The 26,359-nt window shown below is 57.8% G+C and carries 19 protein-coding genes, 2 tRNA genes and 3 pseudogenes; 11 read left to right on the top strand and 13 right to left on the bottom strand.

All coding sequences use genetic code 11. The features are described from left to right. Nucleotides 1–23: 23 nt before the first annotated feature. From CAURIM_RS05975 to CAURIM_RS05955, 5 genes and pseudogenes are all read right to left on the bottom strand, one after another. Nucleotides 24–751 (bottom strand): annotated as a pseudogene (locus CAURIM_RS05975) (M48 family metallopeptidase). Between the two features lie 78 nt (nucleotides 752–829). Then, a complete protein-coding gene (locus CAURIM_RS05970; protein ID WP_236659278.1) occupies nucleotides 830–3,820 on the bottom strand; it encodes a type I restriction endonuclease subunit R in 2,991 nt (996 codons plus the stop codon). After that, entirely contained in the window at nucleotides 3,817–4,530 is a 714-nt protein-coding gene (locus CAURIM_RS05965) for a TIGR02391 family protein (RefSeq protein WP_201828314.1), read from the bottom strand. The genes CAURIM_RS05970 and CAURIM_RS05965 overlap by 4 nt, the downstream gene beginning before the upstream one ends. Next, a complete protein-coding gene (locus CAURIM_RS05960; protein ID WP_083313782.1) occupies nucleotides 4,520–5,767 on the bottom strand; it encodes a restriction endonuclease subunit S in 1,248 nt (415 codons plus the stop codon). The genes CAURIM_RS05965 and CAURIM_RS05960 overlap by 11 nt, the downstream gene beginning before the upstream one ends. Further along, nucleotides 5,767–6,081: a hypothetical protein gene (locus CAURIM_RS05955; RefSeq protein WP_236659279.1), complete on the bottom strand. Its 315-nt coding sequence runs from the start codon at nucleotides 6,079–6,081 to the stop codon at nucleotides 5,767–5,769. Before CAURIM_RS05955 ends, CAURIM_RS05960 begins: the two co-directional genes overlap by 1 nt. 3 nt (nucleotides 6,082–6,084) lie before the next feature. Between CAURIM_RS05955 and CAURIM_RS05950 the strand changes: the two genes are divergently transcribed. Continuing rightward, nucleotides 6,085–6,240, top strand: coding sequence for a hypothetical protein (locus CAURIM_RS05950; RefSeq protein ID WP_236659280.1), 156 nt, complete (start codon nucleotides 6,085–6,087; stop codon nucleotides 6,238–6,240). A gap of 77 nt (nucleotides 6,241–6,317) precedes the next feature. Here CAURIM_RS05950 and CAURIM_RS05945 read toward each other — a convergent pair whose 3' ends face one another. Next, a complete protein-coding gene (locus tag CAURIM_RS05945) occupies nucleotides 6,318–8,216 on the bottom strand; it encodes a type I restriction-modification system subunit M (protein WP_236659281.1) in 1,899 nt (632 codons plus the stop codon). A gap of 561 nt (nucleotides 8,217–8,777) precedes the next feature. Between CAURIM_RS05945 and CAURIM_RS05940 the strand changes: the two are divergent. Further along, a pseudogene (locus CAURIM_RS05940) lies at nucleotides 8,778–9,256 on the top strand (transposase family protein); the annotation flags it as partial. A gap of 172 nt (nucleotides 9,257–9,428) precedes the next feature. Next, nucleotides 9,429–9,624, top strand: a pseudogene (locus tag CAURIM_RS05935) (IS256-like element ISCau1 family transposase); the annotation flags it as partial. Between the two features lie 127 nt (nucleotides 9,625–9,751). Here CAURIM_RS05935 and CAURIM_RS05930 read toward each other — a convergent pair. From CAURIM_RS05930 to gltX, 3 genes are all read right to left on the bottom strand, one after another. Then, a tRNA-Glu gene (locus CAURIM_RS05930) sits at nucleotides 9,752–9,827 on the bottom strand. Nucleotides 9,828–9,883: 56 nt separating this feature from the next. Further along, nucleotides 9,884–9,955: transfer RNA gene (locus CAURIM_RS05925), tRNA-Gln, on the bottom strand. Between the two features lie 174 nt (nucleotides 9,956–10,129). Continuing rightward, nucleotides 10,130–11,629, bottom strand: coding sequence for a glutamate--tRNA ligase (gene gltX / locus CAURIM_RS05920; protein WP_201828316.1), 1,500 nt, complete (start codon nucleotides 11,627–11,629; stop codon nucleotides 10,130–10,132). A 162-nt stretch (nucleotides 11,630–11,791) separates the two neighbouring features. On the opposite strand from gltX, the gene CAURIM_RS05915 reads away from it, so the two are divergent. From CAURIM_RS05915 to CAURIM_RS05880, 8 genes are all read left to right on the top strand, one after another. Continuing rightward, nucleotides 11,792–14,161, top strand: coding sequence for a choice-of-anchor M domain-containing protein (locus CAURIM_RS05915; protein WP_201828317.1), 2,370 nt, complete (start codon nucleotides 11,792–11,794; stop codon nucleotides 14,159–14,161). A 15-nt stretch (nucleotides 14,162–14,176) separates the two neighbouring features. Continuing rightward, nucleotides 14,177–15,295: a choice-of-anchor M domain-containing protein gene (locus tag CAURIM_RS05910; protein ID WP_201828318.1), complete on the top strand. Its 1,119-nt coding sequence runs from the start codon at nucleotides 14,177–14,179 to the stop codon at nucleotides 15,293–15,295. Continuing rightward, entirely contained in the window at nucleotides 15,295–16,794 is a 1,500-nt protein-coding gene (locus CAURIM_RS05905; RefSeq protein ID WP_201828319.1) for an anchored repeat ABC transporter, substrate-binding protein, read from the top strand. The genes CAURIM_RS05910 and CAURIM_RS05905 overlap by 1 nt, the downstream gene beginning before the upstream one ends. Then, on the top strand, nucleotides 16,787–17,686 hold the full coding sequence (locus CAURIM_RS05900) for a choice-of-anchor M domain-containing protein (protein WP_201828320.1): 900 nt from the start codon (nucleotides 16,787–16,789) through the stop codon (nucleotides 17,684–17,686). The genes CAURIM_RS05905 and CAURIM_RS05900 overlap by 8 nt, the downstream gene beginning before the upstream one ends. Next, complete coding sequence (locus tag CAURIM_RS05895; RefSeq protein ID WP_070643350.1) at nucleotides 17,679–18,407, top strand: anchored repeat-type ABC transporter ATP-binding subunit; 729 nt, start codon at nucleotides 17,679–17,681, stop codon at nucleotides 18,405–18,407. Before CAURIM_RS05900 ends, CAURIM_RS05895 begins: the two co-directional genes overlap by 8 nt. Beyond that, nucleotides 18,404–19,300, top strand: coding sequence for an anchored repeat-type ABC transporter permease subunit (locus CAURIM_RS05890; RefSeq protein WP_070643347.1), 897 nt, complete (start codon nucleotides 18,404–18,406; stop codon nucleotides 19,298–19,300). The genes CAURIM_RS05895 and CAURIM_RS05890 overlap by 4 nt, the downstream gene beginning before the upstream one ends. Next, nucleotides 19,297–20,640 carry a choice-of-anchor M domain-containing protein gene (locus tag CAURIM_RS05885; RefSeq protein WP_201828321.1) on the top strand — a complete coding sequence of 448 codons (1,344 nt, stop codon included), beginning with the start codon at nucleotides 19,297–19,299 and terminating at the stop codon, nucleotides 20,638–20,640. The genes CAURIM_RS05890 and CAURIM_RS05885 overlap by 4 nt, the downstream gene beginning before the upstream one ends. Before the next feature lie 80 nt (nucleotides 20,641–20,720). After that, a complete protein-coding gene (locus CAURIM_RS05880; RefSeq protein ID WP_070447609.1) occupies nucleotides 20,721–21,824 on the top strand; it encodes an isochorismate synthase in 1,104 nt (367 codons plus the stop codon). Nucleotides 21,825–21,832: 8 nt separating this feature from the next. Here CAURIM_RS05880 and CAURIM_RS05875 read toward each other — a convergent pair whose 3' ends face one another. From CAURIM_RS05875 to CAURIM_RS05860, 4 genes are all read right to left on the bottom strand, one after another. Continuing rightward, nucleotides 21,833–22,642 carry a fumarylacetoacetate hydrolase family protein gene (locus tag CAURIM_RS05875; protein WP_201828322.1) on the bottom strand — a complete coding sequence of 270 codons (810 nt, stop codon included), beginning with the start codon at nucleotides 22,640–22,642 and terminating at the stop codon, nucleotides 21,833–21,835. Between the two features lie 118 nt (nucleotides 22,643–22,760). After that, nucleotides 22,761–23,378, bottom strand: a complete 618-nt coding sequence (locus CAURIM_RS05870; protein ID WP_070447617.1) for an exonuclease domain-containing protein — start codon at nucleotides 23,376–23,378, stop codon at nucleotides 22,761–22,763. Next, on the bottom strand, nucleotides 23,379–25,247 hold the full coding sequence (locus CAURIM_RS05865) for a DUF294 nucleotidyltransferase-like domain-containing protein (protein ID WP_201828323.1): 1,869 nt from the start codon (nucleotides 25,245–25,247) through the stop codon (nucleotides 23,379–23,381). 17 nt (nucleotides 25,248–25,264) lie between these two features. Then, a complete protein-coding gene (locus tag CAURIM_RS05860) occupies nucleotides 25,265–26,284 on the bottom strand; it encodes a 3-isopropylmalate dehydrogenase (RefSeq protein ID WP_070718629.1) in 1,020 nt (339 codons plus the stop codon). Between the last annotated feature and the right edge of the window lie 75 nt (nucleotides 26,285–26,359).

The following is a 26,359-nucleotide window of genomic DNA, read 5'->3' as shown; positions in this document are numbered from 1 at the left end:
GATTTGTCGAAATTGACGAGGGTTCATTCCGACCATTCTTCTGCGGCTAGGGGTGCCCCATTGAGTTCGTCTCGCCGCGTAGGCCAGTCCGGGAGGTGTCGATCCATCACCCCCACAAATCTCGAGTTGTGACTCCGCTCTACCAGGTGCGCCAGCTCATGAACCACTAAGTACTCCAGACTCCGAGGATTTTTTTTGCTAGCTCCGGGTTGATCCAGATGTTCCGGCTATCAGGGTTACATGAACCCCACTTAGTCTTCATCCGCTTAACTGTGACCCGATTAGCTTTCACACCCATGACAGACTCCCACTTCTCGACCAGAGCCGGCAGTACTGCCTTAAGTTCCCGGCGGTACCAGCGATCAAGAATGCCAAACCTATCCTCTGGCGTCGACCCTTCCGGGGAATAGAGCCAGAGAATATCTCCTGAGAGAACAACCTTTGGGTTCCCGCTGTGCCTCGAAACATCCAGACGATATCGCTTACCCCAGACATAGTGGCTCTCCCCGGAGACCATCTGTCGCTTGGATTGCCGGTTAGCGTTCTGGAGACGATTTCGTTCCCGCCGAATCCATGGCAGGCGTTGTATGATAGCCCGACGAATGGTGTCCTCATCTAACCGAGCGGGCGCAGCTACCCGAACACGACCCATCGGCGGATACACCGACAAATGCATGTTCTTGATGTCTTTGTAGACCAGCTCAACATCAAAGCCGGAAACAGTGAGGTAAGAACTAGCGGAATTCATCATGCTTTTTCAGTTGATCGAGCAGACTTTCCATCTGCGTTTTATCTAAGAGCCCAGGGAAGTTGAGTGCAAGAGTACGCATCAAAGACTTCTGCTTTTCTTGTCTCCAGACCAGCCATGCTCCTTGTTGCGCTGAATCGTGGCGTAAATCCGCTCGACGTCGACCTCGATATTCTTCGGCCACGCGAAGTCGATCAGGGCCCGTCGAGCAGGCGTCTTGGCCCAGTCAGGGAATTTCCTATCAGATTCGCCCTTGGCGAGACGCTGGGTTAACTCAACCAGCTTAAGCAGATACTCCTCGTAGTCGATCACAGCCTCACGACGCTGCTCAATCAGTGCATCGAGCAAAGTAGACATAGTTTCGTAATACTTCGGGTTCATGGCCTGCTCGTCAACGATTGTCTTACGGACGTTATTGACGATGGTTTCAGCCGCAGCCTCCGGGGTCTTTCGGATGTTCTCCGGAAGTTTCTCTAAAGCCCCAACTCCATGTTCGACAATGAGCTGCACGAGCCCTTGGTCAAAAGTCGCAAGGTTTCGCGATGCGTCTGCCTGGATATAAGTATCCAGTAGAGAACGCATGCCGGCCTCAAACTGCTTGAGGTCAACATTCTCACCGGCTCCAAGCTTCACCTCGTCGCGCACATCAACAAAGTGTTTCACTTGAGACTTGATTGATGCAGCTTCACTTTCCGAGTATCCAGCCTCACTCATACGGTTGGCCAAGTTGGCATAGGCGTGTACCAGACTTGTCACGCCCTTGTACAGATCCCCTCTCTTAGGTTCGTTAGCCTTGAGTTGCTCTGCGCTGCCGCTTTCCATCGCGCAGAAATAGTGCTGGTACTGCAACGTGCCCTTAGGGGGAGCCACCGGCTCACACAGAGCACGCACCATTTCAAGAGCCTCGTCCAGGTCTTGACGCTCCTGCTCAATACGATCCTTGAGTAGGCCTTCCACATCTTCCTCGTCGTAGTCGGCGAAAGCTTCGGAGGTGTAGTCAGAAACCGCATCCTCCAGAGATTTGAACAGGTCGCGGTAGTCGACGATGTAGCCGTATTTCTTGTCATCACCGTCAAGCCGGTTCACGCGACAAATAGCCTGGAAAAGACCATGATCTTGCATGTTCTTATCGATGTAAAGATAAGTCGCACTCGGAGCATCAAAGCCGGTCAGCAGTTTGTCGACCACGATCATCAGCCTCATCTGACCCGGATGATTGATGAACTTCTCCTTGACGTCCTTCTCGAACTCGTCAATCCGCTTAACGGCATCATCAGCATTGGTCTGGAAGTAGTCAGCGAGCATCCGACGGTAGACGTCGTACTTGACGATCTCCTCGTTCTTGCCAGCCCCAGAGTCTTCCTTCGAGATCTGGGATGCGTTCGGCTCATAGATCGTGATGATCGCGACCTTACCGGCCAATTCACTACGGCTGAAGATGTCATAGAACTTGCAGGCCTGGTAGACACTCGAACACACCAACATGGCATTACCTCGACCATCCATCAGGCGAGGCATTCTAGCCATATCCATCAGGATGTCAGCGGCGATCTGCCGAGCTCGCGGCTCAGCCGACTCAACTTCCTTGATCGTCGCCCAGCGCTTCTTCAGCTGGTGCTTCGTTAGGTCGGTCATGCCCTGGGTGTGGATCTTGAACCACTCATCGACCCGCTCCGGGCTCATAAGCCGCTGGTCAATATCCCGAGCCTCATAACGCAGATCCAGCACCACGCCGTCATCAACGGCCTCATCGAACTTGTAGGTGTGGATGTACGACCCGAAGGTCTCGATACTTTTGGCCTTGTCCTTCTTGAGAAGCGGAGTGCCGGTAAAGCCGATGAACATCGCGTTCGGCAACAGCTCCTTCATCGCCTTATGGAGTTTGCCACTCTGGGTGCGGTGAGCTTCATCGACAAAGACGAAGAGATTGCCCTTGGGGCTGAACCCTTCAAGGAGAGGTTTCTTGAGCTGACGCACGAAATCCTCGGTGTCGCCCTGATCCTTCTCGTCATCGCCCCGGAACTTGTGCACCAGTGAGCACATCAGCCATGGCTGGTTCCGGCCCAGCATGCCGATCATGCCGGCGCCAGACGTCGATCGCTCGATGGTCTCGTCAACACCGGCAAAGACCTTCTCGATCTGCTCATCGAGCTCAGTCCGGTCGGTGATCACCAAGACACGCGCTTCGCGCTGGTTCTCCCGGATCCACTTCGCCAGCCACACCATCGTCAAGCTCTTGCCTGACCCCTGAGTGTGCCAAATAATGCCACCCTCGCGACGAGCAATACGCTCCTGAGCAGCCTTAACACCGAAGTACTGGTTATGTCGGGCCGTCTTCTTCACACCCGAGTCGAAGACGATGAAGTCATGAATCAGCTCCAAGAAGCGCTGTTTGTTCGCCATCTGGAGCAATCCACAGTCGAGATGGTTCTCAACCACGCTTGGCTCTTTCCACTCCAGCCAGTACTTCTCCGGAGTCTCAATCACGCCGTAACGTAGGCCCTCAACATCACTACCGGCAAAAAGCAGTTGAACAGTGGTAAAGAAGGGGCGAACGAAATCTGCCTTCTGGTTGCCGAGGTGCTGTCGGATGCCGTCACCGATGCTGACCTTGGAACGCTTGAGTTCGATGACGCCGAGAGCGATGCCGTTGACGTAGAGCACGACATCTGGACGCTTGGTGTTTCTGCCCTTGATCGAAACCTCTTCAGCCACCACGAAGTGGTTAGCCTCCGGGTTGTCCCAGTCGATAATCCAGATGGTCTCGAAGTTTTCAGAAGCGCTGCGCTTTACCTTCACGCCGTAGCGCAGCAAGCTGTAGACCTTGCGGTTGACGTCGTATAGCGATCCACCAGTCGGCAGCGAAGCAGCCTTGCGAAGCTGCTCGATGGCACGTCGAACCAAGTCCTCCTCGTAGCCACGTGCCAGCAGATTCTGGCGCAACAGCTCTTCTTCAACGTTGGAGTTGGCCCGATCCTTCCAATCCCCGGCATACTCATACCCGAGCTGACTCGACAGGATGTCCACGACGCGATTCTGCGTGACACGCTCACGCTGCCCGACCAGACTCATGATGATGCCTCCACGGTGGATTCGTCCACCCAGCGTGCCAAAACGCTAAGGGCGGCGAGATACTCTAGAGCTTCTTGCTCCGTAAGTTCTTGATCAGCTTCATGGCTAAGAGGGTTTCGAATACCAGCAAAGACCCCTTCAGCAAATGTCATAGCGCCACGCTGAACCGAGTTATAGGTGTCACTGCCGTCATCTTTCATTCGTCGTAGCCGAGACGCTCCTTTCTTTGCCTGATCGGTGGAGAAAGCCTGCTTGAAAAGATTTGTTTCGCTAACATCCCGACGACCGATCTTGTTCTGCGTCTCAGCATTCAGCTTGCGAATCGCACCACCGATGGCTTCACGGTAATGACCTGACTGCCAGAGCGACTGTGCTCCGTCCCAGATCCAAGGGTGCAGCTCCGCAGCAGAAAGCTCTGGAGCATTTTCTCCCAGATTCTGAGCGACTTCTTCAGCCCGTTGGAGCTGTGCTTGAGCTCTGATTGCAGCCTCGTAATGGCGATCCCAAGTGCCCGGCTTAATCCCAGTCAACTCAGAGCGCCAACCAGGAGTAGCCCGATCCATAATCTTCTCGGCTACTTGCGCCTGAGAAGCAATATCGGCTTTAGACCCCCGCGGAAAGCTACCTATGACGCTAGGACTTGGGTGAGGAACACGCTCAGTCAGATAGATGAAGGTGTGCAGCTCTTTTAGCGCCCAATCAATATTCATCTTGCTTGCCCCCTACGGGAAGGCGGATTCTCCCAGTGAGTAGCTCCTGCATCATACCCTGCTTTATATTGCGAGCTGATTCGAGGCGAGACTCCAAGGCTCTGATCTCTGAGTCAGCGTCATCCAGTACACTCGCAATCTCTCGCTGTTCAGAAAAGTCCTCTGGAAAATCTAAAGTAAGAGTATTTAGATCCTTTTGGTAAAGATGATTAATGGTTGACCCCGCACTTAGGGATGAAATGAAGTTCTCGAACACTGAAGAACGCAACAGCCAATACAAGAACCTCGATTCGTAGGTTCCCCGGATCGGTCGCACTACAAAAACTCCACTATTCAATGTGGCCGGAAAAGGAAGATTATCAACAATTGCAACTTTACCAATAGTTCCGTCCTTAGTTATAAGGACATCGTCAGGTTGAAGTTGAATATTGCGATCTTGATCGAATCGCCATTTACTCACAAAAGCGGCTGAATTCCAGTCTATTTTAGCATTCTTAAAATCAGTGCCACCGACTAGTTTATAGCTGCCCGACTGGAGATATTCACCGGTCGTGAGCCCGTGCCAGCCAATTCTTGCCTTCAAATGGGAGTGTCTCGCAATTGATATATTCTTCCAAGGTTTGGTAAATCCCGGCAAGCGTTTGCGACCAGTCAGCAGCTCCTGCATCATGCCCTGCTTGATTGCCTGCTTCTTTGAGATGAGGCGTTCAAGAGTTTCAATGAGTTGATCAGCCGAACTCAACCTACCTGCGACAATCTTCTGTTCATCAAGCGATGGCAAATCGACAGTCAAACTGCCGAGAATCTGCGTATTTAGAGAAGGCATGGTTTGGCCTACTGCTACGGACCGCACCTTATCTTTGAAATTTTCAGTATGAAAAACTTGACTGAGATATCCAGAGTTTACTTTTGCCTGGTCCACTCTCACACGTAAAAGACGCCCAGAAAACAACCAGCCATCTTCTTCTCCCTTGACGATCGCGTTTCTATCTATTGACCCGACCCTGCTGAAAAGGATGTCTCCTTCACGGCACTTATAAGTCGAAAGACGCTTCAAGTCTTCTGTTCCCACAAGAGGAAGATTTTGGTGAATAATGCCTCTATCTCCGAGGTGTTCCACTGTGACTATCGGGGTCCCTGTAGCTTTATAGTCTTTCTGATGAAGAGCAGAGCCAAAGGGCCCAGTCTTAACTTCTGCAAAATCCGAAATCCTCTGAACTTCATGACAAGAAACCATTACAAGACCCCCATGTTCCGCAAATGAACGCAAACTCGTCGATCAGCTTCTTCAGTTTTGCCGATAATTTGTTCAAGGGTTTCGGAGTAACGTTCACCAAGTGTATTGAGCCTTAATGCGAGAGACCGAATGGTCTTTACGACTTCAACATCTGACGATTCCCGGATTGAATCACCCCATTTATCCTCGATGACTAGCACCCGTATATCCGTATCTCGAAGACCTTCGTAGGCCTGAAAGCTCTGCTGATCGATTTCAAAGGCGGCGTTTTTCGCGGCCTTCTTTGCCACTGTCTCAGCAGCAAACAGTTTCACGGCATGATTGAGCGCGGAGACCTTCTCAGCCTCTGCGCCCTCAGCTTTAGCTTCCCTGAGGCGCTTCCTCGCGTCGCCCAACTTCACTCCGCCATCGTCGTTGACAGCCTCCCAAAGCAGACCTTCCTCGACCGCGTGCTCGTCGATGTACTCCTGTAACTCCAGACTGCTGCGCTCTTGCTCTGCAGTAAGACGATCAAGCTCGGCCTTCTCTTCGGCGAAATATCGATCGATGATCAGTGCCGTGAAATCAGGTCAGTTACCCAACGCTGGGCCTTGACACCCGTGCCGAAGACCAGGTCAGCAGCCTCGTACTTCGGCTTCTTCTTGTTGTCATAGCCAGTGATCCGAGCTTCACGCGGTTGAGCAGCATCAACCCAGCCGGACCCGACGATGAGTGTGACGTCATCGTGCATGGTGTCATTCCAGTAGCTCATCAGCTGCTCGTACATGCTGTACTCGCTGATCAGCGGACGGCCCCGGAACTTCTCCAGCAAGTCATCACCAAGATCCTCAATCAGCTGTTGCGGCCTGGTCTGCGAGTCAATCGTTTCCAGTTGAGATCCGTGAGAACCCCACCAATCCTCAACAGCCTTGGAAACAGTCGAGGTAAAAGCCTTAACATCCTCTGATTCCTCAATCACCTTGGCGACCTGATCAGGCTGCACTGTGAGCTCTGAATATCCCTCGCGGAGAGGTCGGAATAGCTCGTCACGTAGGTTCGGGAAAGCATCCCAGTATTCACCCAGAGCATCCAGATCTCGGTTCGGAATCCCGCCCTTAAGGTGAGCCTCCAGGTCCTGAATGTCTTCAGGTTCAGACGTGTCAATGTAGCGGGGGATGTTGAGGTTATAGTTGTTCTTAGCGTCAGAGATTTCCGACAACGACACCATCCGGGCAAAGCGCTCGACGTCGTTGCCGGCAAGATAGGTGTCGATGATCTTTCGCATATCCCGAGGACGCAGACGGTTCTTCGGCCCGTCTTTCTCGAAGCCCTTGGAGGCATCGATCATGAAGATGCCCGTCCGGTTGGTGGCTCTCTTCTTGTCGATGACAATGATGCAGGCCGGGATGCCGGTTCCATAAAACAGGTTGGCCGGCAGCCCAATAATCGCCTTAATTAGACCACGCCTGATCAGCTCCTCACGGATCTGCGCCTCGGTGTTGCCACGAAAAAGCACGCCGTGGGGAAGAATAACCGCTCCCCGACCATCAGACTTCAGGGATTTCACCATATGAAGCAAGAAGGCATAGTCACCGTTCTTCTCTGGTGGCTCGGAGAAGCCCTCGAACCGATCGTATTCCTTGTCGAAACCGTTCTTCCAGGTCTTCACTGAGAACGGCGGGTTGGCTACGAAGTAGTCAAAGGTCTGTAGCTGTTCGCCCTTGAGGAATTTCGGATCCGAGAGTGTGTCACCCTGACGGATGTCATGCGTCTCGTTGCCGTGCAAGATCATGTTCATCCGCGACAGTGCCCAGGTGGCGTTGTCTTTCTCCTGTCCGTAAATCGACAGGCCATTAGGCGCGGCGTCAGCCACCTTAATCAAAAGCGATCCAGACCCACACGTCGGGTCATAGACAGTCGTCGAGCGAGGGGCATCTTTTGGGATCTCCAGCACCTGAGCCATGATGCGAGAAACCTCCGCCGGAGTGTAGAATTGACCCTTGCTCTTGCCAGACTCAGTGGCGAAGTGGCGCATCAGATATTCGTAGGCATCACCGAGCAGGTCGTCGCCCTCGGCACGAGAACCGGTGAAATCGACGTCCTGAAAAATACTGACAAGGTTCGTCAGGCGATCCTGCATCGCCTTACCTTCGCCCAGCTTGTTCGGGTCATCGAAGTCGGCGTTGTTGATAACGCCCTGAAGATCATTGGCTTCAGCCAGTCGACGGATGGCGATGTTCATCTTCTCACCGATGTCCGTCGCGCCCTTTAGCGCAACCAGGTCATCAAATGATCCGCCTTCCGGAACTTCAATGAGGCTGTAAGGATCGCTCTTCGCCTTATCCGAGACATACTTCACGAACAGCAGTGTCAGGACGTAATCCTTGTACTGACTGGCATCCATGCCGCCACGCAGCTCATCGGCACTCTTCCAGAGGGAGCTATAAAGATCGGATTTCTTAAGAGCCACTACCACGCCACCACCTTCGGCAGCTTGACTGCTAACTTCTTACTTTGGGCTCTTAAAATCATATACTGTTCGTCTCCTCCACAGAGCGTGGCTTATCTTCTAGATGATACCGACATTACTGACCGCGCCAGACATTAATGTCGAGCAGTACCCGTTAACCATTCCGCTCATACTTCTCGACAAGTTCGCGAAACAGGGAGCGGGCAAATGCTAATGGTGCAATTATACCCTGACCAGCAGTTTTGTGAAACCTTGCAGCACTCCAGCTCATGCTGGCCATTTCATCTGCCGCTCGCTCAAATGTTCGCACCTCCCGCGACAGCCGCATGGCCTACCTACTCCGATAGACGCAGATTCTGCTCGCCCACATGGGGTCACGGATATATTCCACTGCATGCACGCAATTAATAACACCTCGGACATGGATGGTTACGTGGACTGGGTTGTTGATGTTCTCAAGTGGGGAACGCTGGTGGATGATATTGCCTCGGCAGAAGGGGCTCGCGAGCTACCATCTCGAACGGGCGCAGGGGCCATCTATCGGCGACAGCGGTCTAAGGTCCACTACTGATTTCGGACAACCAGAAATGGTGGTACACCCACCGCAACGCCCGCCGAGCATTAAAGCGGCTAGAAAACTCATCCACACAGGACAACTATTTACCTTCCTTGACCCGCCTGAAGGTTTCACCCAGGACTTAAAAGCCACCACAAACCTGCTGGAAGGCGGCATCAACAAACAGCTCAAAGACTTAGCGGGCAATCATCGTGGCATGTTCGATGAGCATCAGCGCATCACCATGGACTGGTGGCTTTTCACCCACACCGAAGACCCGGTAGCGCCACTGGAGTTAGCCAAGCAACAAGACTTCGGACGCCAAGGAGAAAAAGCCGCACGCGCAGCCTGGGCACAAGAAGAACGTAAACGACGCGGCCACCCAGACGGGCGACCTGCCACATTCGATACCCACATCGACAACGAATGGAACCCCAGCTTAGGCATAAGAAAAGGCGGCTTAAGGGACATTTCGTGTGGATAAACCGATACGGATTCCCGGGGCAGCCTGGGATAATGCGGTGATCTTGATTTTGGATCGGTTCCAACAGCCCGATCGATGAAATCAACACTGGATAGTCCTAGGTCTGTGATAGGGGGACTGCTGCTGCTGGTGCGGTTAGGTCAATTCCTATGGCGGCGTCCGCAGCAAAGCCCCTGTACATACACTGGAGCTAGCCAGGCATCAAGACTTCGGACGCGATGGGGAAAGCGGCATACGCGGCCTGGACGAAAGAAGAGCTCACACGACGCGGCCGCCCAGACGGGCGACCTGCCACATACGACACGCACATCGACAACGAATGGAACCCCAGCTTAGGCATAAGAAAAGGCTGGGCCGGACGCTCCTAAATCCACACGAAATGTCCCTTAAGCCAACCTGGTCACAGGAGTGGACTTACCCCCAGAAACAGAAAAGCCAGGCCCGAAGACCTGGCTACCTCTATTAAGTCACTAACTCGTATGTGTAAGAACACAATGGTACCCCGTACGGGATTTGAACCCGTGTTACCGGCGTGAGAGGCCGGCGTCCTAGGCCGCTAGACGAACGGGGCTTAGAACTGTGACGACGTACTGTAACGTGCAGTGCCACGTTACATCGCTATCACTGCTGGCCTACCAGGACTCGAACCTAGAATGACGGTACCAGAAACCGTTGTGTTGCCAATTACACCATAGGCCATTATTGCTATGAACTAGCTCGGGGCTTTAACCCCTCGCTGCTCGCTGCAACGGTTTATTACTATATCCAGCACTACCGATACACACAAATCGCCAGGTCAAGATATTTTTTCGGGGCGTTAGGAATGAACCCTAACGCCCCGAAATGACAGCCATGTGAGACTACTTAATGGATCTACTCAGCGCTCCACGGTGTGAGAGCACGCGCAGCCTTAAGGCGAGCCACCGTGGACTCCTTGCCCAGCAGCTCCATGGACTCAAACAGCGGCGGGGAGACCTGCTGACCTGAGATTGCTACACGCAGGGCGCCGTAAGCCTTGCGTGGTTTGAGGCCGAGGTCGTCGATAAGCGCGGCGGAGAGAACCTTCTCAATCTCCTCCGCCTTCCACTCCCCGAGCTCCTCCAGCTTGGCGATGGAAACCTCCAGCGGCTGCACTGCTTCTTCCTTGAGGTTCTTGCGTGCTGCCTTCTCATCCAGTTCCAGTTCGGCATCCGGCGTGGTGAGGAAGGACATGAGCCCATAGGCGTCAGACAGCGTCTTGATGCGGGTCTGCACCAGATCTGCAGCGAAAGCGAACTTCTCTTCCGGATAGTCGGCCGGGAAGTCGGTGTACTCAGTCAGGTAGTCGCGCAGGCGCTGCGCAAAGTCTGCTGGCTCCAGCAGACGGATGTGGTCGGCATTAATGGCCTCGAGCTTCTTCTGGTCGAAGCGAGCTGGGTTACCCAACACGTCGTGAACGTCGAAGTTGGCGATGAGCTCGTCAACGGAGAAGATGTCCTGGTCGGCAGACAGGGACCAACCCAAAAGCGACAGGTAGTTGAGCATGCCCTCCGGGATAATGCCGTTGTCGCGGTGGTTGAACAGGTTGGACTGTGGGTCACGCTTGGACAGTTTCTTATTGCCTTCACCCATCACGAAGGGCAGGTGCCCAAACTCGGGAGTCTGCTTGGCAATACCAAGCTCCACGAGCGCCTCATAGAGGGCGAGCTGACGCGGCGTGGAGGACAGTAGGTCTTCACCGCGCAGGACGTGGGTAACTCCCATGAGGGCATCGTCAACCGGGTTAACCAGCGTGTAGAGCGGCGCACCGTTCGAGCGCGCCACGACGTAATCCGGCTGGGTCTCCGATTTGAAGGTCATCTCGCCGCGTACCAAGTCGGTCCACGACCAATCCTTATCCGGCATGCGCAGGCGCCAGACCGGCTTGCGCCCCTCTGCCTCAAAGGCATCGATCTGCTCTTGAGTGAGGTCGCGGTCGAAATTGTCGTAGCCCAGCTGCGGGTCGCGGCCGGCCGCCTTATGGCGCTCCTGAACCTCTTCGTTGGTGGAATAGGCCGGATAGACATAGCCGCCATCCTTGAGCTTCTGCAGGACATCTGCGTAGATATCCATGCGCTGCGACTGACGGTAAGGCTCATCCGGGCCACCGACGTTAACACCTTCATCCCAGCCCAACCCGAGCCAGTTCAGGGAGTCGATGATGGCCTGGTAGGACTCCTCAGAGTCACGGGCAGCATCGGTGTCCTCGATGCGGAAGATGAGCGTACCGCCAGTGTGACGGGCATAGGCCCAGTTGAACAGAGCCGTGCGGACCATGCCCACGTGGGGCGTGCCGGTAGGCGAAGGGCAGAAACGGACGCGGACGTCGGATGTCGGTTTAGTCATGTCCCCCATCGTAGTTCAGCGCCTCCCCACTGCACTGGCCGCCCCACTTGGGGGTAATTGAACCCCTTTTCCACTAAGCGTGAACTGGGCTTTCTGCGCAAGCTTAACGGGACTGAATTCCATTACCTATAGTGAAATTCTCGCCAAAGAACTGAAGAAAGGTCCCAGACTGTGGCTCGAACTCGCTATGTGGCGCTTTTAACCTGCGCCACGCTTCTCTTCTCCCCCGCTACCGCCGTCGCTGGTCCCGACGACGGCAAACACGTAGCCACTCAGACACATATTGATTCTCCCAAGGCTTTCTGGGAGGGCAATGCTCTCAACCTCAAGAGCCATTCTGCACAGTCCAACCACGACCTAGCCGATACCGTCACCTGGGTAGGCAAAGGCTGGAACCAGAACGGCACCAACCAATACCAGTTCACCGTGCCTCAGGACCCTGCGCTCGCTTTTGTGGGAAAGCCGGGTGAAACGTATTACATGGCGCCTGCCAGTGTCCAAGGCAGCCTGGACCCGGTGTGGATGGGCTTCGGCGCCGACACAGAGCTGCCTGTTGACGACTTCCGCGACAACATTGCTTCCCTGGACCTCTTAAGCGTTGACGGACCCGGCGATGTCGAGATGTTTGGCTACTACCCCGGACCCGGCGGACTGCAGCGTTTCTTTGGAACCACCGATGGCGCTCCACATTCCGCATGGCTGACCAGCGGCACGCATACCCACAACTACACCGTATTTTCTAAACCTGGACGCTATGAGCTCACCTATCAAACGAGCGCGCGGGGCAAGGATGGTTCATTGATTACCTCCCAGCCCACGACCACGTCGATCCAAGTCGGCGGACAGCGGCCCGTTGATGAAAAAACGCCTTCCCTCAAAGAGCGCTTTGACCAGGCCTCCTCCGGCGATGCCAGCCAGAAGAACTACCACCTGAGCATCACGCCCAAGAAATCCGGGGACAAGGATGGGGATGAGCGCCTTTCCTCCATCGATTTCGCTGGCGGCAGCGACGGCACTCTGACACTGCTGATCGACGGCTACTTCCTCACCGATCTAGCCGTGAAAGATGGCAAGGCACACTTCGATGAATTCTTAGGGCCTGAGGCTTCAACAATCCAAGCTGTGTACACCCCGGAGGACGGCAGCCCGCGCTGGGTGAGCGAGGAGCTCGCCTACTCTGCAAACGCAGAGCTTTCCACCACCTCGAAGACGTCTGCGGACTCCTGGACCGAAACCACTAACCCCCGCCAGCTCTTCTCCGGAGAAGAGGTTTCGCTATCTGACACGGGGCTGTCCGCGCGCGCTGTTCCGGAGGGCGAAGACGCCACCCGCATCATCCTGGAGGCAGCCGATAAGAACCTGGAAGGCTACGTGCACGGCGGCTTCTTTAGCAAGGGAAGTTCGCTTCCCGACATCGATTTCGACGGCACGATCACCCGCGGCCGCGCGGAATTTGTCGTCGCCGCCGATGCAAACTTCAACGGCAATACCGTGCGCCTCGATATCCTTCCGCACCCGAGCATCACGCAAGAGTCCGGCAGCATCACGCTGACCGACAATTTCGCCTTCGGGCAAAAGTACGAGGGAGCGGGCAAACTCGGCGCTGGGGCTCAGGCTCCTGCGCCAGCCCCGGATAACAGCCCGAAACCGGACGCAGGAGAACACACTGGTACCTGTGCTGACAAGGTGGTACTTGACCGCGGCCACGTCGACATTGCGGTCACCCGTGAGGGTGATGAGTTCCTCACCCGCTTGAAGGATGAAACGGCCCTCGTGGACAAGAAGGCCGTCGAGCGTCCGCTCGATGACGTGGTCCTCGCGGTGCACGACAACGCCCTGCGCTCCCGCCCCGCCGCGCTGAAGGGCAAGGACTTCGATTACCTAGGCACGGAAAAGTTCTTCCTCCTCCCACAGACCCAGGAGCAGAGCATCATCTGGCCGGGATATAACACCCAGGCCCTCAACTACAAGGACTATAAAGACGGCAAAGTCACGCTCAACATCAAGCCCGTGGAGATGCCAGAGGGTGCGCAGGTAGGCCTTTTCACTGCCGAAGGCTTGGGCAAGGTTTTCACCCCGCTGATCAATTCCGCCGAGGGTGACTACTCCATCGAGACCACTTTTGCTTCGCACACCCACACCAATTGGGCGTTTACCAAGCCAGGCACGTACAAGCTTGAGGTCACCTATTCGGCCACCACCACAGAGGGCAAGGGCATCTCCTCTGCTCCCCAAACGCTCACCGTCGCAGCGGGCGATGCCGCAATCAAAGACTGTGCGAACTCGAAGGACGGAAACGAAGGCGAAGACACCCCGAATCCAGGTGACGAGAAGCCCGGAGATAAACCAGGCGATAAGAAGCCAGACGCTAACCAGCCTGGTGGCCAGAAAGACAAGACATCCTCTATGCCCAAGCTCGAGGGTCTGTGGGGCCTGGTACTCCCAGTTGTCTTGGCCATCATCTTCCAAGGCTTCCTCAACTTCTACAACGATCACCGTGACCAGATTGCGGCGCGGTTCAATGGCCTTCTTCCCCGCTAGAAAGGACACACTGGATTGCACTCCACACCACCCGCTGCTCAGCGCTTGAACTTGCGCCAGAGCAGTGCACTGCAGAAAACCAGCGCCGCCGTGTTCACGTTCACCGTTGCCGTGGCGATGCTTGTGGCCGTCCTTGGCTATCCTGCGCCAGCCCGCGCCGACAGCGAGCTCATCGATTCCGGACATGTCGATGCCTTTTATGTCTCCGCGCCGGGCGGTGAACTGACCTTGTCGATGAAGGAGGATGTCACCGGCAGTGGTGTTCTCCGGCCCGGCAACGATGTCATCCTCAAAGTCGCAGAAGAAGCATGGAGCGAGGCGACCGAGCGCATCGACGGCATTGGTATACCCACGTATTACCTCCCCCAAACCCAAGACAGCTCGCTGCTCTGGCCGGGTTGGGATACCCAAGCGGCACAATCTGCTGGCTACAAAGACGTTAACTTCGAATTCGTCGAGGTCACTGGGCCTGGTGACATCTTTATCTTCGAAACGGCTGGCTTCGGCGATATCCAACCGGTCACCGATGCCGGTGAGCTCGATCTCGTTTCTGGTGACGTCATCAACCAGGCGTACCCGGCGCATCGCCACGTTAACTGGGCTTTTAGTGAACCTGGTATCTACACCATGACTGTCCAAGCGGAATCCAACGGCGATACGAGTAATCAGGTCACCTATACCTGGGATGTCGGTGATGGTGACTCAGCACCCCAGGAGTCCGGGGACGGGGAAACCAGCACCGATCATGGGGATGACGGTACCGAAGACAACCACGAGGCAGAGCTGAGCGACGCCTCCCCTGAGCAACCGGCATCCTCTTCCTCCGGAACACACCCGGGAGGTGGAAACGCTGGAGGCGGTACCCGCCGTGCGGCATCCGCAGGCGGAACCAGGAACGCGAAGCAACAGGCAAGCAGCAAGGAGCGTAAAGAGCGCGGAGATAGGAAGGAGCGCAAGCCTTCTCACCGATCCGCCGAAGCCGCGGACGGGGAGAATGTGGACACCGTAGCTGCGGCCGGCTACTACGACAGCGGGCAAAACCTGCTGCCGTGGGGCATCGGAATCCTCGGCCTGGGCATGCTTGTGCTGGGGTTGGCGCTGGCGCGCCTCGCGCTCATGAAGGGCCGCGACTAATGCCACGGAAGGTTCGCACTCGGACGCAGTACACCGTGCTTCTTTCCGCCATCTTTCTCGGCGCGTCCATGGTGAGTGGCTGCGCGAGCTCCGCCAGCGGAGACGATGGGAAGGTGAAGGTGGTGGCGACGACGCCGATACTGGGGGACGTCGCCAAGCACGTAGCAGGTGAGGATGCCACAGTGACCACGCTGATTCCTGCGGGAAAGGATCCACATACCTTTGAGCCGAGCCTGCGCTCGGTGCGCGATATCGCTAACGCCGACGTATTGCTGTCCAATGGTTTTCTCCTCGAGCCGCAAAACCTGCTGAAGTCCTTGCGGGAGTCATCGGATGTGCCCGTCACTGAAGTGGCGGACCAAGCATCCACCCACGGCGCGAAGCTCGTCCCCTTGGTAGAAAACGTTGCCCTCGATGCGGTATGGCTGGGATTGCGTGTGCGCAACGCAGCCCCAGGTACCACGAGCGTCGACATGCGTCTGCTCGATGTGGAAGGCCCCGGCGATGTCGCGGCCTACGTAGTCTCTACATTCGGTACACCTGAGCCGCTCTTTAACAGCGCTGACGGGATTGACCAGCACAACGATTCCACGACGCTGCCGGCTAATGCTCACACGCACGTCTCCTGGGCTTTCAACAAGCCCGGAATTTACCGGCTGAGCTTCGGTGCAACAGATAGTTCGCCACAGGAGTTCACAGTGGCGGTGGGCGTAAGCGCACCTGAGGGGATGCACGCGCTCGATGCAGGTCACGTCGATATCACCGCGGACATGGCTACAGGAAAACTCGACTTGGAGGATCAAGGCGAGCGTTTTGATCCGAACACCACGGTGCTCAGCATCCCGAATTCCGCTCTCCAACAGATACCGCCGGATCCCTCCTACCGTTTCTTGGGCCGGCCCGGGGATGAGACCTATCTCCTGCCCCAAGCTGTCTTGGGCAAGCACATTCACGGCGAAGTAGACCCACATCTGTGGCATAACGCCGCCAATGTCATCAGCTTTACCGAGGTTATCGCTGAGCAACTTGCGCAAACGGATCCCTCGCACGGCACGGACTACCGTGCCCGCGCACAGGACTACATCGCACAACTGCGAGCCGTCGATGCAGAGGTTCGTCAGCTCATCTCTGCCATTCCTGAGCACAACCGCCACCTCGTCACACCCCACCACGGATACGCCTACCTGGAGCAAGGCTACGGCATTGATATCGCGGGTTTCGTTAGCCCCAACCCGGCCATCGAACCCTCGCCGCGCGATGTCATCGCGCTGCGCCGCACCTTGGAAAACCTCCAGCTTCCCGCGGTGTTCGTGGAACCGACCCAACAAGCCAGTGCAGACGTCATTAGGGAGGCCGCCGATTCCCTCGGGGTGGCGGTGTGCCCCATTTACGGTGACACCCTCGATGACGCCGTACCGACGTATCTCGATCTAATGCGTTTCAATGCACACTCACTCAACCGCTGCCTTGGCAGCACAACAAAGGAATCTCATGTCTAATCGCACCATCCGAACTTTCACTATGCCGCTTGCGGCAGCACTGAGCGCCGCAGCGCTGGCCTTCGCGCCCTCCGCCGCCTGGGCCGGGGATCTGGCTCAAGTTGTCAGCTCCGACGAAGAGGTCGCGTCACCAGGAACTGCTGCCGCCATCGATCACGGCCACGTCGACTTGGGCTTGCTGCTTAATGAAGGCCACGCAGAGTTCCTCGCCCGTGATGATTCGGCCGAAACACCCGTGTGGCGTCAACCCGACGATGTGGTCTTCCAGGTGGGCGACAACGCCCTGCTAACCCTGCCTGAGGACAAGGCTTTCTCCTTCGTCGGCGCCGAGCCTGGTTCGCAGGTTTGGGTCGTTCCACAAACGGAGCAGGCTGATGTGCCGTGGCTAGGTTGGAATACCCAGGCCCCCTCTCTAGAAGCGAACGTTGAGAGAGGAGTCACTATGGAGTTCCTCGGGCACCAAGGACCAGGTGAATTCTCCCTCTTCTTGCAGAACGGCGGCTTCGAGGAACCACAGTTGCTATGGTCCACCGCCACCGGGGACTCAGAAGGCTTCTGGGTCGACTTGGGCACGCATACCCACGCCAATTGGGTGTTCACTGAGCCCGGCATCCACCAGGTGCGGGTCCGCATGAGCGGCGAAGGCGCGGGCGAAAGCGCCGGCAGCGAGGTAGCCGCCGAGGCTACGTTGACCTTTGCTGTAGGTGATGAAACGGATGTCGCACAAGCTCAGGCAACAGAATGGGATCCGAACGCTGAATCCTCTACCGATCCAAGTTCTCCCTCGGCATCCGTGCCGGTATGGATCTGGGCGCTGGCCGGCGTGGGCGTCCTCGTTCTTATCGGTGCCATTATCGCCGTCGTGCGTGCGAAGGGCGGCCAGCGTGACTAGCCCCCTCATTGCAGCCAAGGACCTGTCCGTTTCGCTCTCCGGCCGCAGGGTCATCGACGCCGCTAACCTGTCCGTTCACCCCGGCGAGTTCATCGGGCTCCTCGGCCCCAACGGCGCGGGCAAAACCACGCTGATGCGCGCCATCTTGGGTCTCGTCCCCTTCACTGGGACCATCGACGTGGGCACCTCGCTGGGGTATGTCCCGCAGCGCCACGACGTGGAATGGGACTTCCCCATCAGCGTGTCCAACGCTGTGCTGAGCGGACGCACCGGACTTGTGGGTTGGTTCCGTCGTCCGGGACGTGCTGATAAACAGGCCGCCCGCCGGGCCATCGAGCTCACCAACTTGGAGGAATTCGCACGACGCCCCATCGCGCAGTTGTCCGGTGGCCAACGTCAGCGTGTACTCATCGCCCGGGCCTTAGCCTGCGAGCCTGAGGTACTGCTTCTCGACGAACCATTTACCGGCCTCGACGCCCCCAACACTGAAGAGCTCCTACTTCTCTTTGACAAACTCACCGCCGATGGCACCAGCGTTGTCATGTCCACGCACAACCTCTCGGAGGCCGCGCATTCTTGCTCGCGGCTCGTGCTGTTTAACCGGGGAATCATCGCGGATGGTCCAGCGGAAACGCTGCGCATGACCTCGCAGCCCTGGAGCGACACGTTCGGGGTCGCAGCTTCTTCTCCGCTGCTTTCTGCGATTGGGGTGGCAGCATGATCGACATTTCACTCATCGAATTCTTCCAGGATCTCACCAACCCACACTTGGACTTCCTGGCGCGTGCGGTGGGAATTTCTATCCTCGCTGCCATCGTGTGCGGCGTGGTGGGATGCTATGTCGTGCTGCGCGGCATGTCTTTCATCGGTGATGCTGTTTCCCACGCGGTCTTCCCGGGGCTGGCCATTGCCTTCGTGCTCCAAGGCTCAGTCTTGCTGGGCGGCGCCGTGGCGGGCTGCACCGTCGCGGTGCTCATCGCATGCTTCTCCCAGCGGCGCACCGTGCGCGAGGATTCCGTCATCGGAATCTTCTTTGCCGCCGCCTTCGCCCTCGGCATGGTGATCATCTCCCGAGTAGACGGCTATACAGCCTCGCTCACCAGCTTTCTCTTTGGCTCGCTCACGGGTGTCTCCCGCGCGGACCTCTACACCGCGTTCACCGTCACGGTGCTCATCGTGGCCACGGTTCTTCTCCTTGGCCCCCAGCTCACCGCCACCTGCTTGGACAAGGAAACCGCCCGCGCAATGGGTCTTCCTGTCTTTGCTCTGGACATCGTGCTCTACCTCTGTGTTACGGGCGCAGTGGTTATCTCCGTAGGCACCATCGGCAACGTCCTCGTCCTCGCGCTGCTTATCACCCCAGCCGCGACCGCCCGCCTGCTCTGTGACTCGCTGGGCTCGATGATGTTCGCAGCCGCGGCGATCGGCTCCTTGGGTAGCTTCTTCGGAATCTACCTGGCATGGGCCATTGACCTTCCCGCCGGTGCCACCATCGTTCTACTCCTTACCGCCTGTTTCCTCGTGGCATGGGTGCTCTCCCCTCTCATGCACTCCCGCCGCGCTTCCGCATCCGCCTCGACATCACACACCCCAAAGGAGACCTTGTCCGCATGAACATTCTCCCAATGACACGCATGATCTACCGTCCCCTCGCCTTGACCGCAACCGCTGCTCTAGCGCTGAGCTCCCCGATGCTCGTTCACGCTGCACCGCCCGCCCTCGCGGCCGAGCAAGCGAGCGACACTTCCTGTGATGCTGACTCCCTCCACGCCTTCAGCCGCGGACACCAAGACCTCGCTTTGGTCGGTGACTCCGGGGACCTGTCCTTTATAGCCCGCGATGATGAATCCGGTGAGGACTATGCCTCTGGGGAGTTCTACGTAGAAGTAGGCAGCAACGCCGCTTTCGATGAATCAGCGGGCAGCGATATTCCATCGAGTGGTTGGCAAATCCCCCAAACCCAAGATCCGAATATCCCCTGGGTGGGGTTCAACACCAGCTCCCTCGACGAGGCCACTGCGGCCGATGCCACTTTATCCTTAACGCTACACAGCGGCCCGGAAGGCGGACGTATGGTGGGCTTCCAGAACTCCGTGGGTGCTGACCCGACCGTGCTTTTTGACTCCGAGAACCCGGATATCACGTGGGACTATCCTGATCATTTCCACAGTCACACCGGGATCATCTTTAGCGAGCCGGGCGCCTATGCTGCCACTTTTACCTTCACCCTCAACGATGGCTCCGAGCACTCTATTGATGTGCCTTTCTTGGTAGGTGGCGCGGACACCTCTGAGCTTTGCCAGCTGGAGTGGGGCTCGGGCGAAGGTGGCAGCGGTGGCTCGGGAAGCCCGAAAAACCGCCCTCAGCAGCTGGCCAAGGACATTAATGACACTTCCAAGTCCATTGCGCAGTTAGATAAGACGATGGACAAGACCTTCAAAGAGGCCGATACCTTCTTCAACGGCGGGAAACCCTCCGATGCGAAGAATGCGAAGGAGGAAAAGAACTCAGAGCGCTCCACACGGGCCAGCGCGCGGAAGGACACGAAACCACAGAAAGAAACAGGGTCGAAAGAGCCAAGCGCTCCCAGCTCTGCGACCGCGCAAGGCCGCAACCCGGCCCCCAACGCTACAGCCCACACTGCACAAGAACCGAGAGATTCGGCACAGCGTGGGTCCTCGCGCAGCACGTCGTCCGCCGACGCCAAGGACTCGACGCGCAGCGCCGCGTCCAACCGCGAAAGGAATGCCAGGAAAGAAGCAGCGGCACAACGCCCGGCATCTGACGCGCCAGAACAGTATGCTGACGGCGGAAACATCCAGGCTACGAGCTATGGAGCCCCGATGGTGGGCTTCTGGGCGGGCTTTCTGGCGGGCATGGGTTCGCTGGCCCTGCTGCTAGGAATTGGGCTTTTCATTGCCGTGCAATTCTTCCGCCCGCGCAAGCGCGACTAGCACTACCGCCATGCGCACAGCCTGTAAGGAGGGGGATCTGGTTTCGGCACTAGCGCAGCAAACAACTAGAGTTATTCCTTATGTGTGAAAACAGACCCTCTACCGCCCCTGACTTCCTCCTGTCCCGCGCGACGGGGTCTGTGCGTACCCAAGGATCAGTGGCCACCTTCAGCGATGTTGACGCTGCCGTAGCTGCTCTGCGTGCCGGCACGGCACCCATGGTTGTCGGCGCGCTGCCCTTCCACAAGGGTGACCCAGCGGCACTGACCGTGCCGCGCAGCATCATCCGCGAGGACGGGCCACTCGAACCACACGCCTATTACCGCAGCGGTACGCTCAACGCGCGCGTGACTGGGTTTGACCCAGAGCCGGAGGAGCACCTGCGCCGCATCGAGGCGGCCATTGCCACGATCGAGGCCTCCAAACTGGATAAGGTGGTGCTTGCACGCGCCGTCGACATCGAGTTCAATGCCCCTGTGGATCCGCTCCTCGTCGCCGCGCGGCTCATTGATTTATCTTCCCACCGCGATGGCTTTATCGCCGACCTCACTCCGGCTGGACGCCCTGGCGCAATGTTCGTCGGATCCTCCCCAGAAGTACTGGTCAAGAAGCAGGGATCAACGGTTACAGCTTTCCCCCTAGCCGGATCCGCACCCCGCCAGGCTGATAAGGCACGCGATATCAAAGCGGGCCAAGACCTCCACAACTCGGCAAAGGACCTGCGCGAACACGCCTTCGTGGTGGACCATATCCGCCGGATTCTGCAGCCTCTGTGCGAGACTCTCGATGCCCCCACGTCTCCGCAGCTGACCTCCACCAATGAGATGTGGCATCTGGGAACGCCGATCGCGGGAACCCTTAAGGATTCGAGCATTACTGCCCTCGAGTTGGCCGAGCTGGTCTACCCCACCCCTGCTATTTGTGGCACCCCCACTGAGGCCGCACAAGCGCTGATCGAAACCGCTGAAACCGACCGCGGCTTCTACGCCGGCGCGGTCGGCTGGTGCGATGATTCCGGCGACGGCGAATACATGGTAGCCATCCGCTGCGCCGAGGTGGCCGGCGATGGCCTCTCCGCCCGCGCGTGGGCTGGCGGAGGAATCGTCGTGGATTCCGACCCGACGGCCGAGCTTCAGGAAACCACGGCTAAGCTGCGCACCATTTTGCGCGCGCTCAACCTCTAAAGCAGCTTTTAGGCTCGCTCGATCGGGTTCTTCAGGCTACCCACGCCGGGGATCTCAACTTCGATGGTATCGCCCGGCACCATCGGCGCCGTGCCAGCCGGGGAACCCGTCGTGATGACATCACCCGGCAGCAGCGTGTAGGACTGCGAGATCTCAGCGATGATGTCACCCATCTTCACAATCATCTGATCCGTATTGGAATCCTGCTTCTGCTCTCGCTTGCCCTCGTGGGTGAGGTAGGCGTTAATCTTCTGATTATCGAGATTGATGCAGTCCAAGTCCGTCTCAATCCACGGGCCCAGCGGGCAGAAGGTATCGATGCCCTTCGCACGTGCCCACTGGCCATCCTGGAACTGCAGGTCACGCGAAGAAACATCGTTACAGATCGTGTAGCCGACGACGTGATCGCGCCACTTCGCTGGATCAATATTCTTTGACACCTTGGAGATCACCACGGCGAGCTCGCCCTCGAACTCAACGTTGGTAGCGAACTCCGGAATCTTGATGGGTGCACCGGGGCCGATGACCGAGGTGGAGGGCTTGATAAAGATCGTCGGCGGCAGGTGCTCCGCGGATTCCTTGAAGACTTCCGCCACGTGGTCGGCGTAGTTGCGGCCCAGAGCTACGACCTTGGTGGGCAGGGTCGGCGCCAGCAGGCGTACTTCACTCAGCGGCCACTCACGGCCAGTCGGCTCCGGTGGGGTAAACGGTGTGCCGGAAATTTCCTTCGCCACCAGCTGGTCAAGCGGGGCGTCGGCGGGGCCATCAATGATGGCGAAACAGATACCTTCGGTGTGAGCAATTCGTCCTAAACGCATAACGGCCATACTACTCGCAAGGATTTTTAACTCGCGATCAGGGGTCTTGAGTAAAGGTTGCAAAGATTGCAATGCTTCTACTGGCATCAAGTTCCGCGGCGAGCACCTTCGCACAGGCCTAGCGCTGGGCGACGTCCCCTAAGGTCACCGCTCGTGTGTGTCCCCGCTGCGCAAGGTATAACTCAGCACAGGCCAAGGCATCACTGAGCGCATTGTGGCTTCCATAACGCGGTAGACCATAACGCGCGCGCACGCGGGGCAGGCGCAAATCTTCTCCGCGCGGGTAGGTTCCCATGCGCTCCATGTGGCGCCGCTCGAGCGCAAAGGTATCAACCACGCTCAGTCGCGGGCGCTCCCCAAAGACCTCACGGGAGGCAGCTTCAATAAACCCCACCTCCAAGGCCGCGAAATGCGCGAGTAGTGCGCGTCCCTGCAGAGCTTGGCGCAATTGCGTCACCGCGATACTTAGCTCCTCGCCGGCATCAATGACCTCCTGCGTCAGCAGGTGGACATGTGCATCCTCGGCCACCTGCGCGCCGCGCACCACGGTATAGCCGGCACCAGATAAGTCGATGACTCCCCCGTTAACCGGCACCCAGCCAATGGAGACAATCTTTCCTTTTCGCGGGTCTAGGCTCGTGGTCTCCATGTCTACGGCAAGCAAATCCAGTTCATCGAGCGGGGTGCCTCGTCCTGGCGCGCCCCAATCCGCACGCCGTCTCCAGGGGCTCCACATCTAGATATTCCTCACCGGATACTTCGTGGCCAACGCATTCTGCATCGACTTGATGGCACGGAAAGCATCGCGCAGGTGCTCTCGCTCCATGCGGCCGAGGCCCTTGGGGTCGATGTGATAATCCGGCTGCTGGCCCTCCCGCAGCTGGCGGGCTTGATGCTGGAAGGACAGGGAACGCAGGTAGTCGAAGGCGTCGAGAAGCTCCTGTGCGCCCTGTCGGCTCACCGTACTACCCGCTGCTTCCCTGAGCCGTTGGCGCGTGTCCACCACGGTGGAACCGGAGGCCAGGGCGAAGAGACGGGCCATCTGCACGATGCCCGCTGTTCCGCCCTTTTTGATATCGAGGGTGTTTGCGTAGTCGCCATCGCGCTCCACCACAAGCCCCCGGAAGAAGGTCAGCGGTGGCTCACGGCGCGCGGCCAAGCTAGCTAGGTGGGCGTGCAAGCGCGTTGCCCCTTGTCCCATTTCCACGGCCGCAGTGTGAACTTCCCGGCCCAGCGCCTCGCTTCCATAGAGAACCCGGAAGTCGAAGAAGATTTGCGCGTTGAGCAGCGCCTCCGGTTGAGGGTCTCGAATCCACCGACGGAAGGTATCGATCCATTGGGAGCGCGTCATCCGCCACTGATTGGTCATGGCCATCATGTCCCCAGGGCACAGGATCTGCCCGGCGTCGGCTAAGCCCTGGCACACAAAGGAACTAAGCCGCGCAAAGTACTCCCCATGCGCAGCGGCATCGAAATCATCCGCGAGGACAAGCGCATTATCCTGGTCCGAGGCCAGCGCCATCTCTCGCCTTCCCTGCGAGCCCACGGCCACGAAGGCATACTCCACAGGCGGAGGACCGAGCTCCTCCTCCGCCAGCGTGCACAAGCGTCGTGCCATAGCATCGGCGGCAAGCGTGACCAGGCTCGAGGCTTCCGCCGGTGTGGAGCCGCGTTCCACGAAGAGCCCGGCTAGGCGCGTGGCCTCATTGAAGGCACCATTCAGCTCTGCAACACTGGAGCGCCGTGAAAGATCCGCAGCGAGGTAGACCGGATCATTGTGCAGCAGCCGGGTAACGTCCGACTGTGTCACTATCCCCTGCAGGGTGCCTTCTTTGACCACCGGCAAATGGTGGATTCGGCGCTCGGCCATGTGCAGCAGGGCTTCCATGGCCGGGGCATCTGCCGATACTGTGAGGGGCTGCGGCGTCATGATCTCCCCTACCGGCTCGGCAGGGTCGCGCTGGGCGGCGAGCACCCGGGTTCGCAAATCGCGGTCGGTAAGGATTCCGGTGAGACGCTTGTCTGACTCCGGGCCCGCTTTCACGACGAGTAACGAAGAAACGCCATGCTCTGTCATCAGCAGAGCAGCTTCGCGGATGGTAGTTGCGGCTGGCGTCGTCAACACGTCAGTCCGAATGAGCTCCCTCAGCGGCGTGCGGAGCACGTCTGTTGGTGCGGATTCGGTGAGCTCCCGCGCTGCTGCTCGGATCTGGCGGGACTGCGCTGAAAAGAAACGCGCGATGTCAGGGTTGCGCTCCGCGAGTTGGCTAAAGGCCTCCTGCGGGAGGGTGAAGACAAGGCTGTCTTCCACCGCGACCATCTCATAGGCAGAGACCGGCTCTCCCTGCAGTGTGGAGTAGCCAAAGGTAAGGCCAGATTCGCGGCGGTCCAGTAACACGCCTTCCTCTCCCACCACATCAATCGCACCGGTGCGGATGATGTGGAGATGAGCATTCTCTTCCCCCATCTTTATGGGAATATCCCCGCGGCGCAGGTAGATCATGCTCAGCTGTGAGGACAGGGCGGTGAGCTCTTCCTCCGGCAGACGGGAGAAAGGCTCATGCTGGGCGAGGAAGCTAGTGACCTCGTCTATTTCGACGCTCATGCGCCAACCATACAGCGCTAGGCACTGAGCGCGGCGGCGATTCGATCACCAATTTCAGGGGTATGCGCCTGTGCTCCTCCGCGGGCGGAAACATCGGCCGCCACGGCCTCTTCGATGCGCACGGCGTTGTCCTCGTCTCCGAGGTGGCGCAGCAGCATCGCCGCGGACAAGATCGCCGCGGTGGGATCCGCAATCCCCTTGCCCGCAATGTCCGGTGCAGAACCGTGGACCGGCTCAAACATGGAGGGATTAGCCCCGGAGGCATCAATATTTCCGGAGGCGGCCAAGCCGATACCTCCGGTGACCGCGCCCGCCAAGTCAGTCAGGATGTCACCAAAGAGGTTGTCAGTAACGATGACGTCATAGCGCGCAGGGTCGGTGACCATGTAGATGGTTGCGGCATCGATGTGGTTGTAGTCCACGCTAACCTCAGGGAATTCCTGCGCCACCTCGTCCACCGTACGCTGCCAGAGTCCGCCGGCATTAACAAGGACATTGGTCTTGTGCACCAAAGTCACGTGCTTGCGGCGGCCCATTGCGCGCTGGAAGGCATCACGCACCACGCGTTCAACGCCGAAGCGCGTGTTCTGCGAAACCTCTGAGGCCACCTCGTGTTCGGTTCCCTCGCGCAGCGTGCCGCCGTTACCGCAGTACAGACCTTCGGTGCCTTCGCGCACGACGACGAAATCAATATCACCCGGGTTCGCCAGCGGCGAGGTGGACGTTGGGTACAGCTTGGAGGGGCGCAGGTTAACGTGATGGTCGAGGGCGAAACGCATCTTCAGCAGCAGGCCGCGCTCCAAGACACCAGGCGGAACCTCACCGGGTGCGCCAATCGCACCGAGCAGGATGGCGTCGTGCTCGCGCAGGGATGCCAGGTCGGCGTCGGTAAGCAGCTCCCCGTTGCGCAGGTAGCGCCTAGCACCGAGGTCATAGTCAGTGACCTCGATATCCTGGCGAACCGCGCGCAGGACCTTCAATGCCTCCGCGGTTACCTCAGGACCAATGCCGTCGCCACCAATCACTGCTAGTTTCATTTTGTGGGATTCCTTTCTCACATATTGGATACATGTGAGCGTACCACTCTCCACACTTCGGCGACGGAGAAACCC

It is taken from the genome of Corynebacterium aurimucosum (assembly GCF_030408555.1).
GTDB lineage: Bacteria > Actinomycetota > Actinomycetes > Mycobacteriales > Mycobacteriaceae > Corynebacterium > Corynebacterium aurimucosum.
The sequence above is the reverse complement of the archived record's forward strand: the minus strand, read 5'-3'. Positions and strand labels throughout refer to the sequence as shown.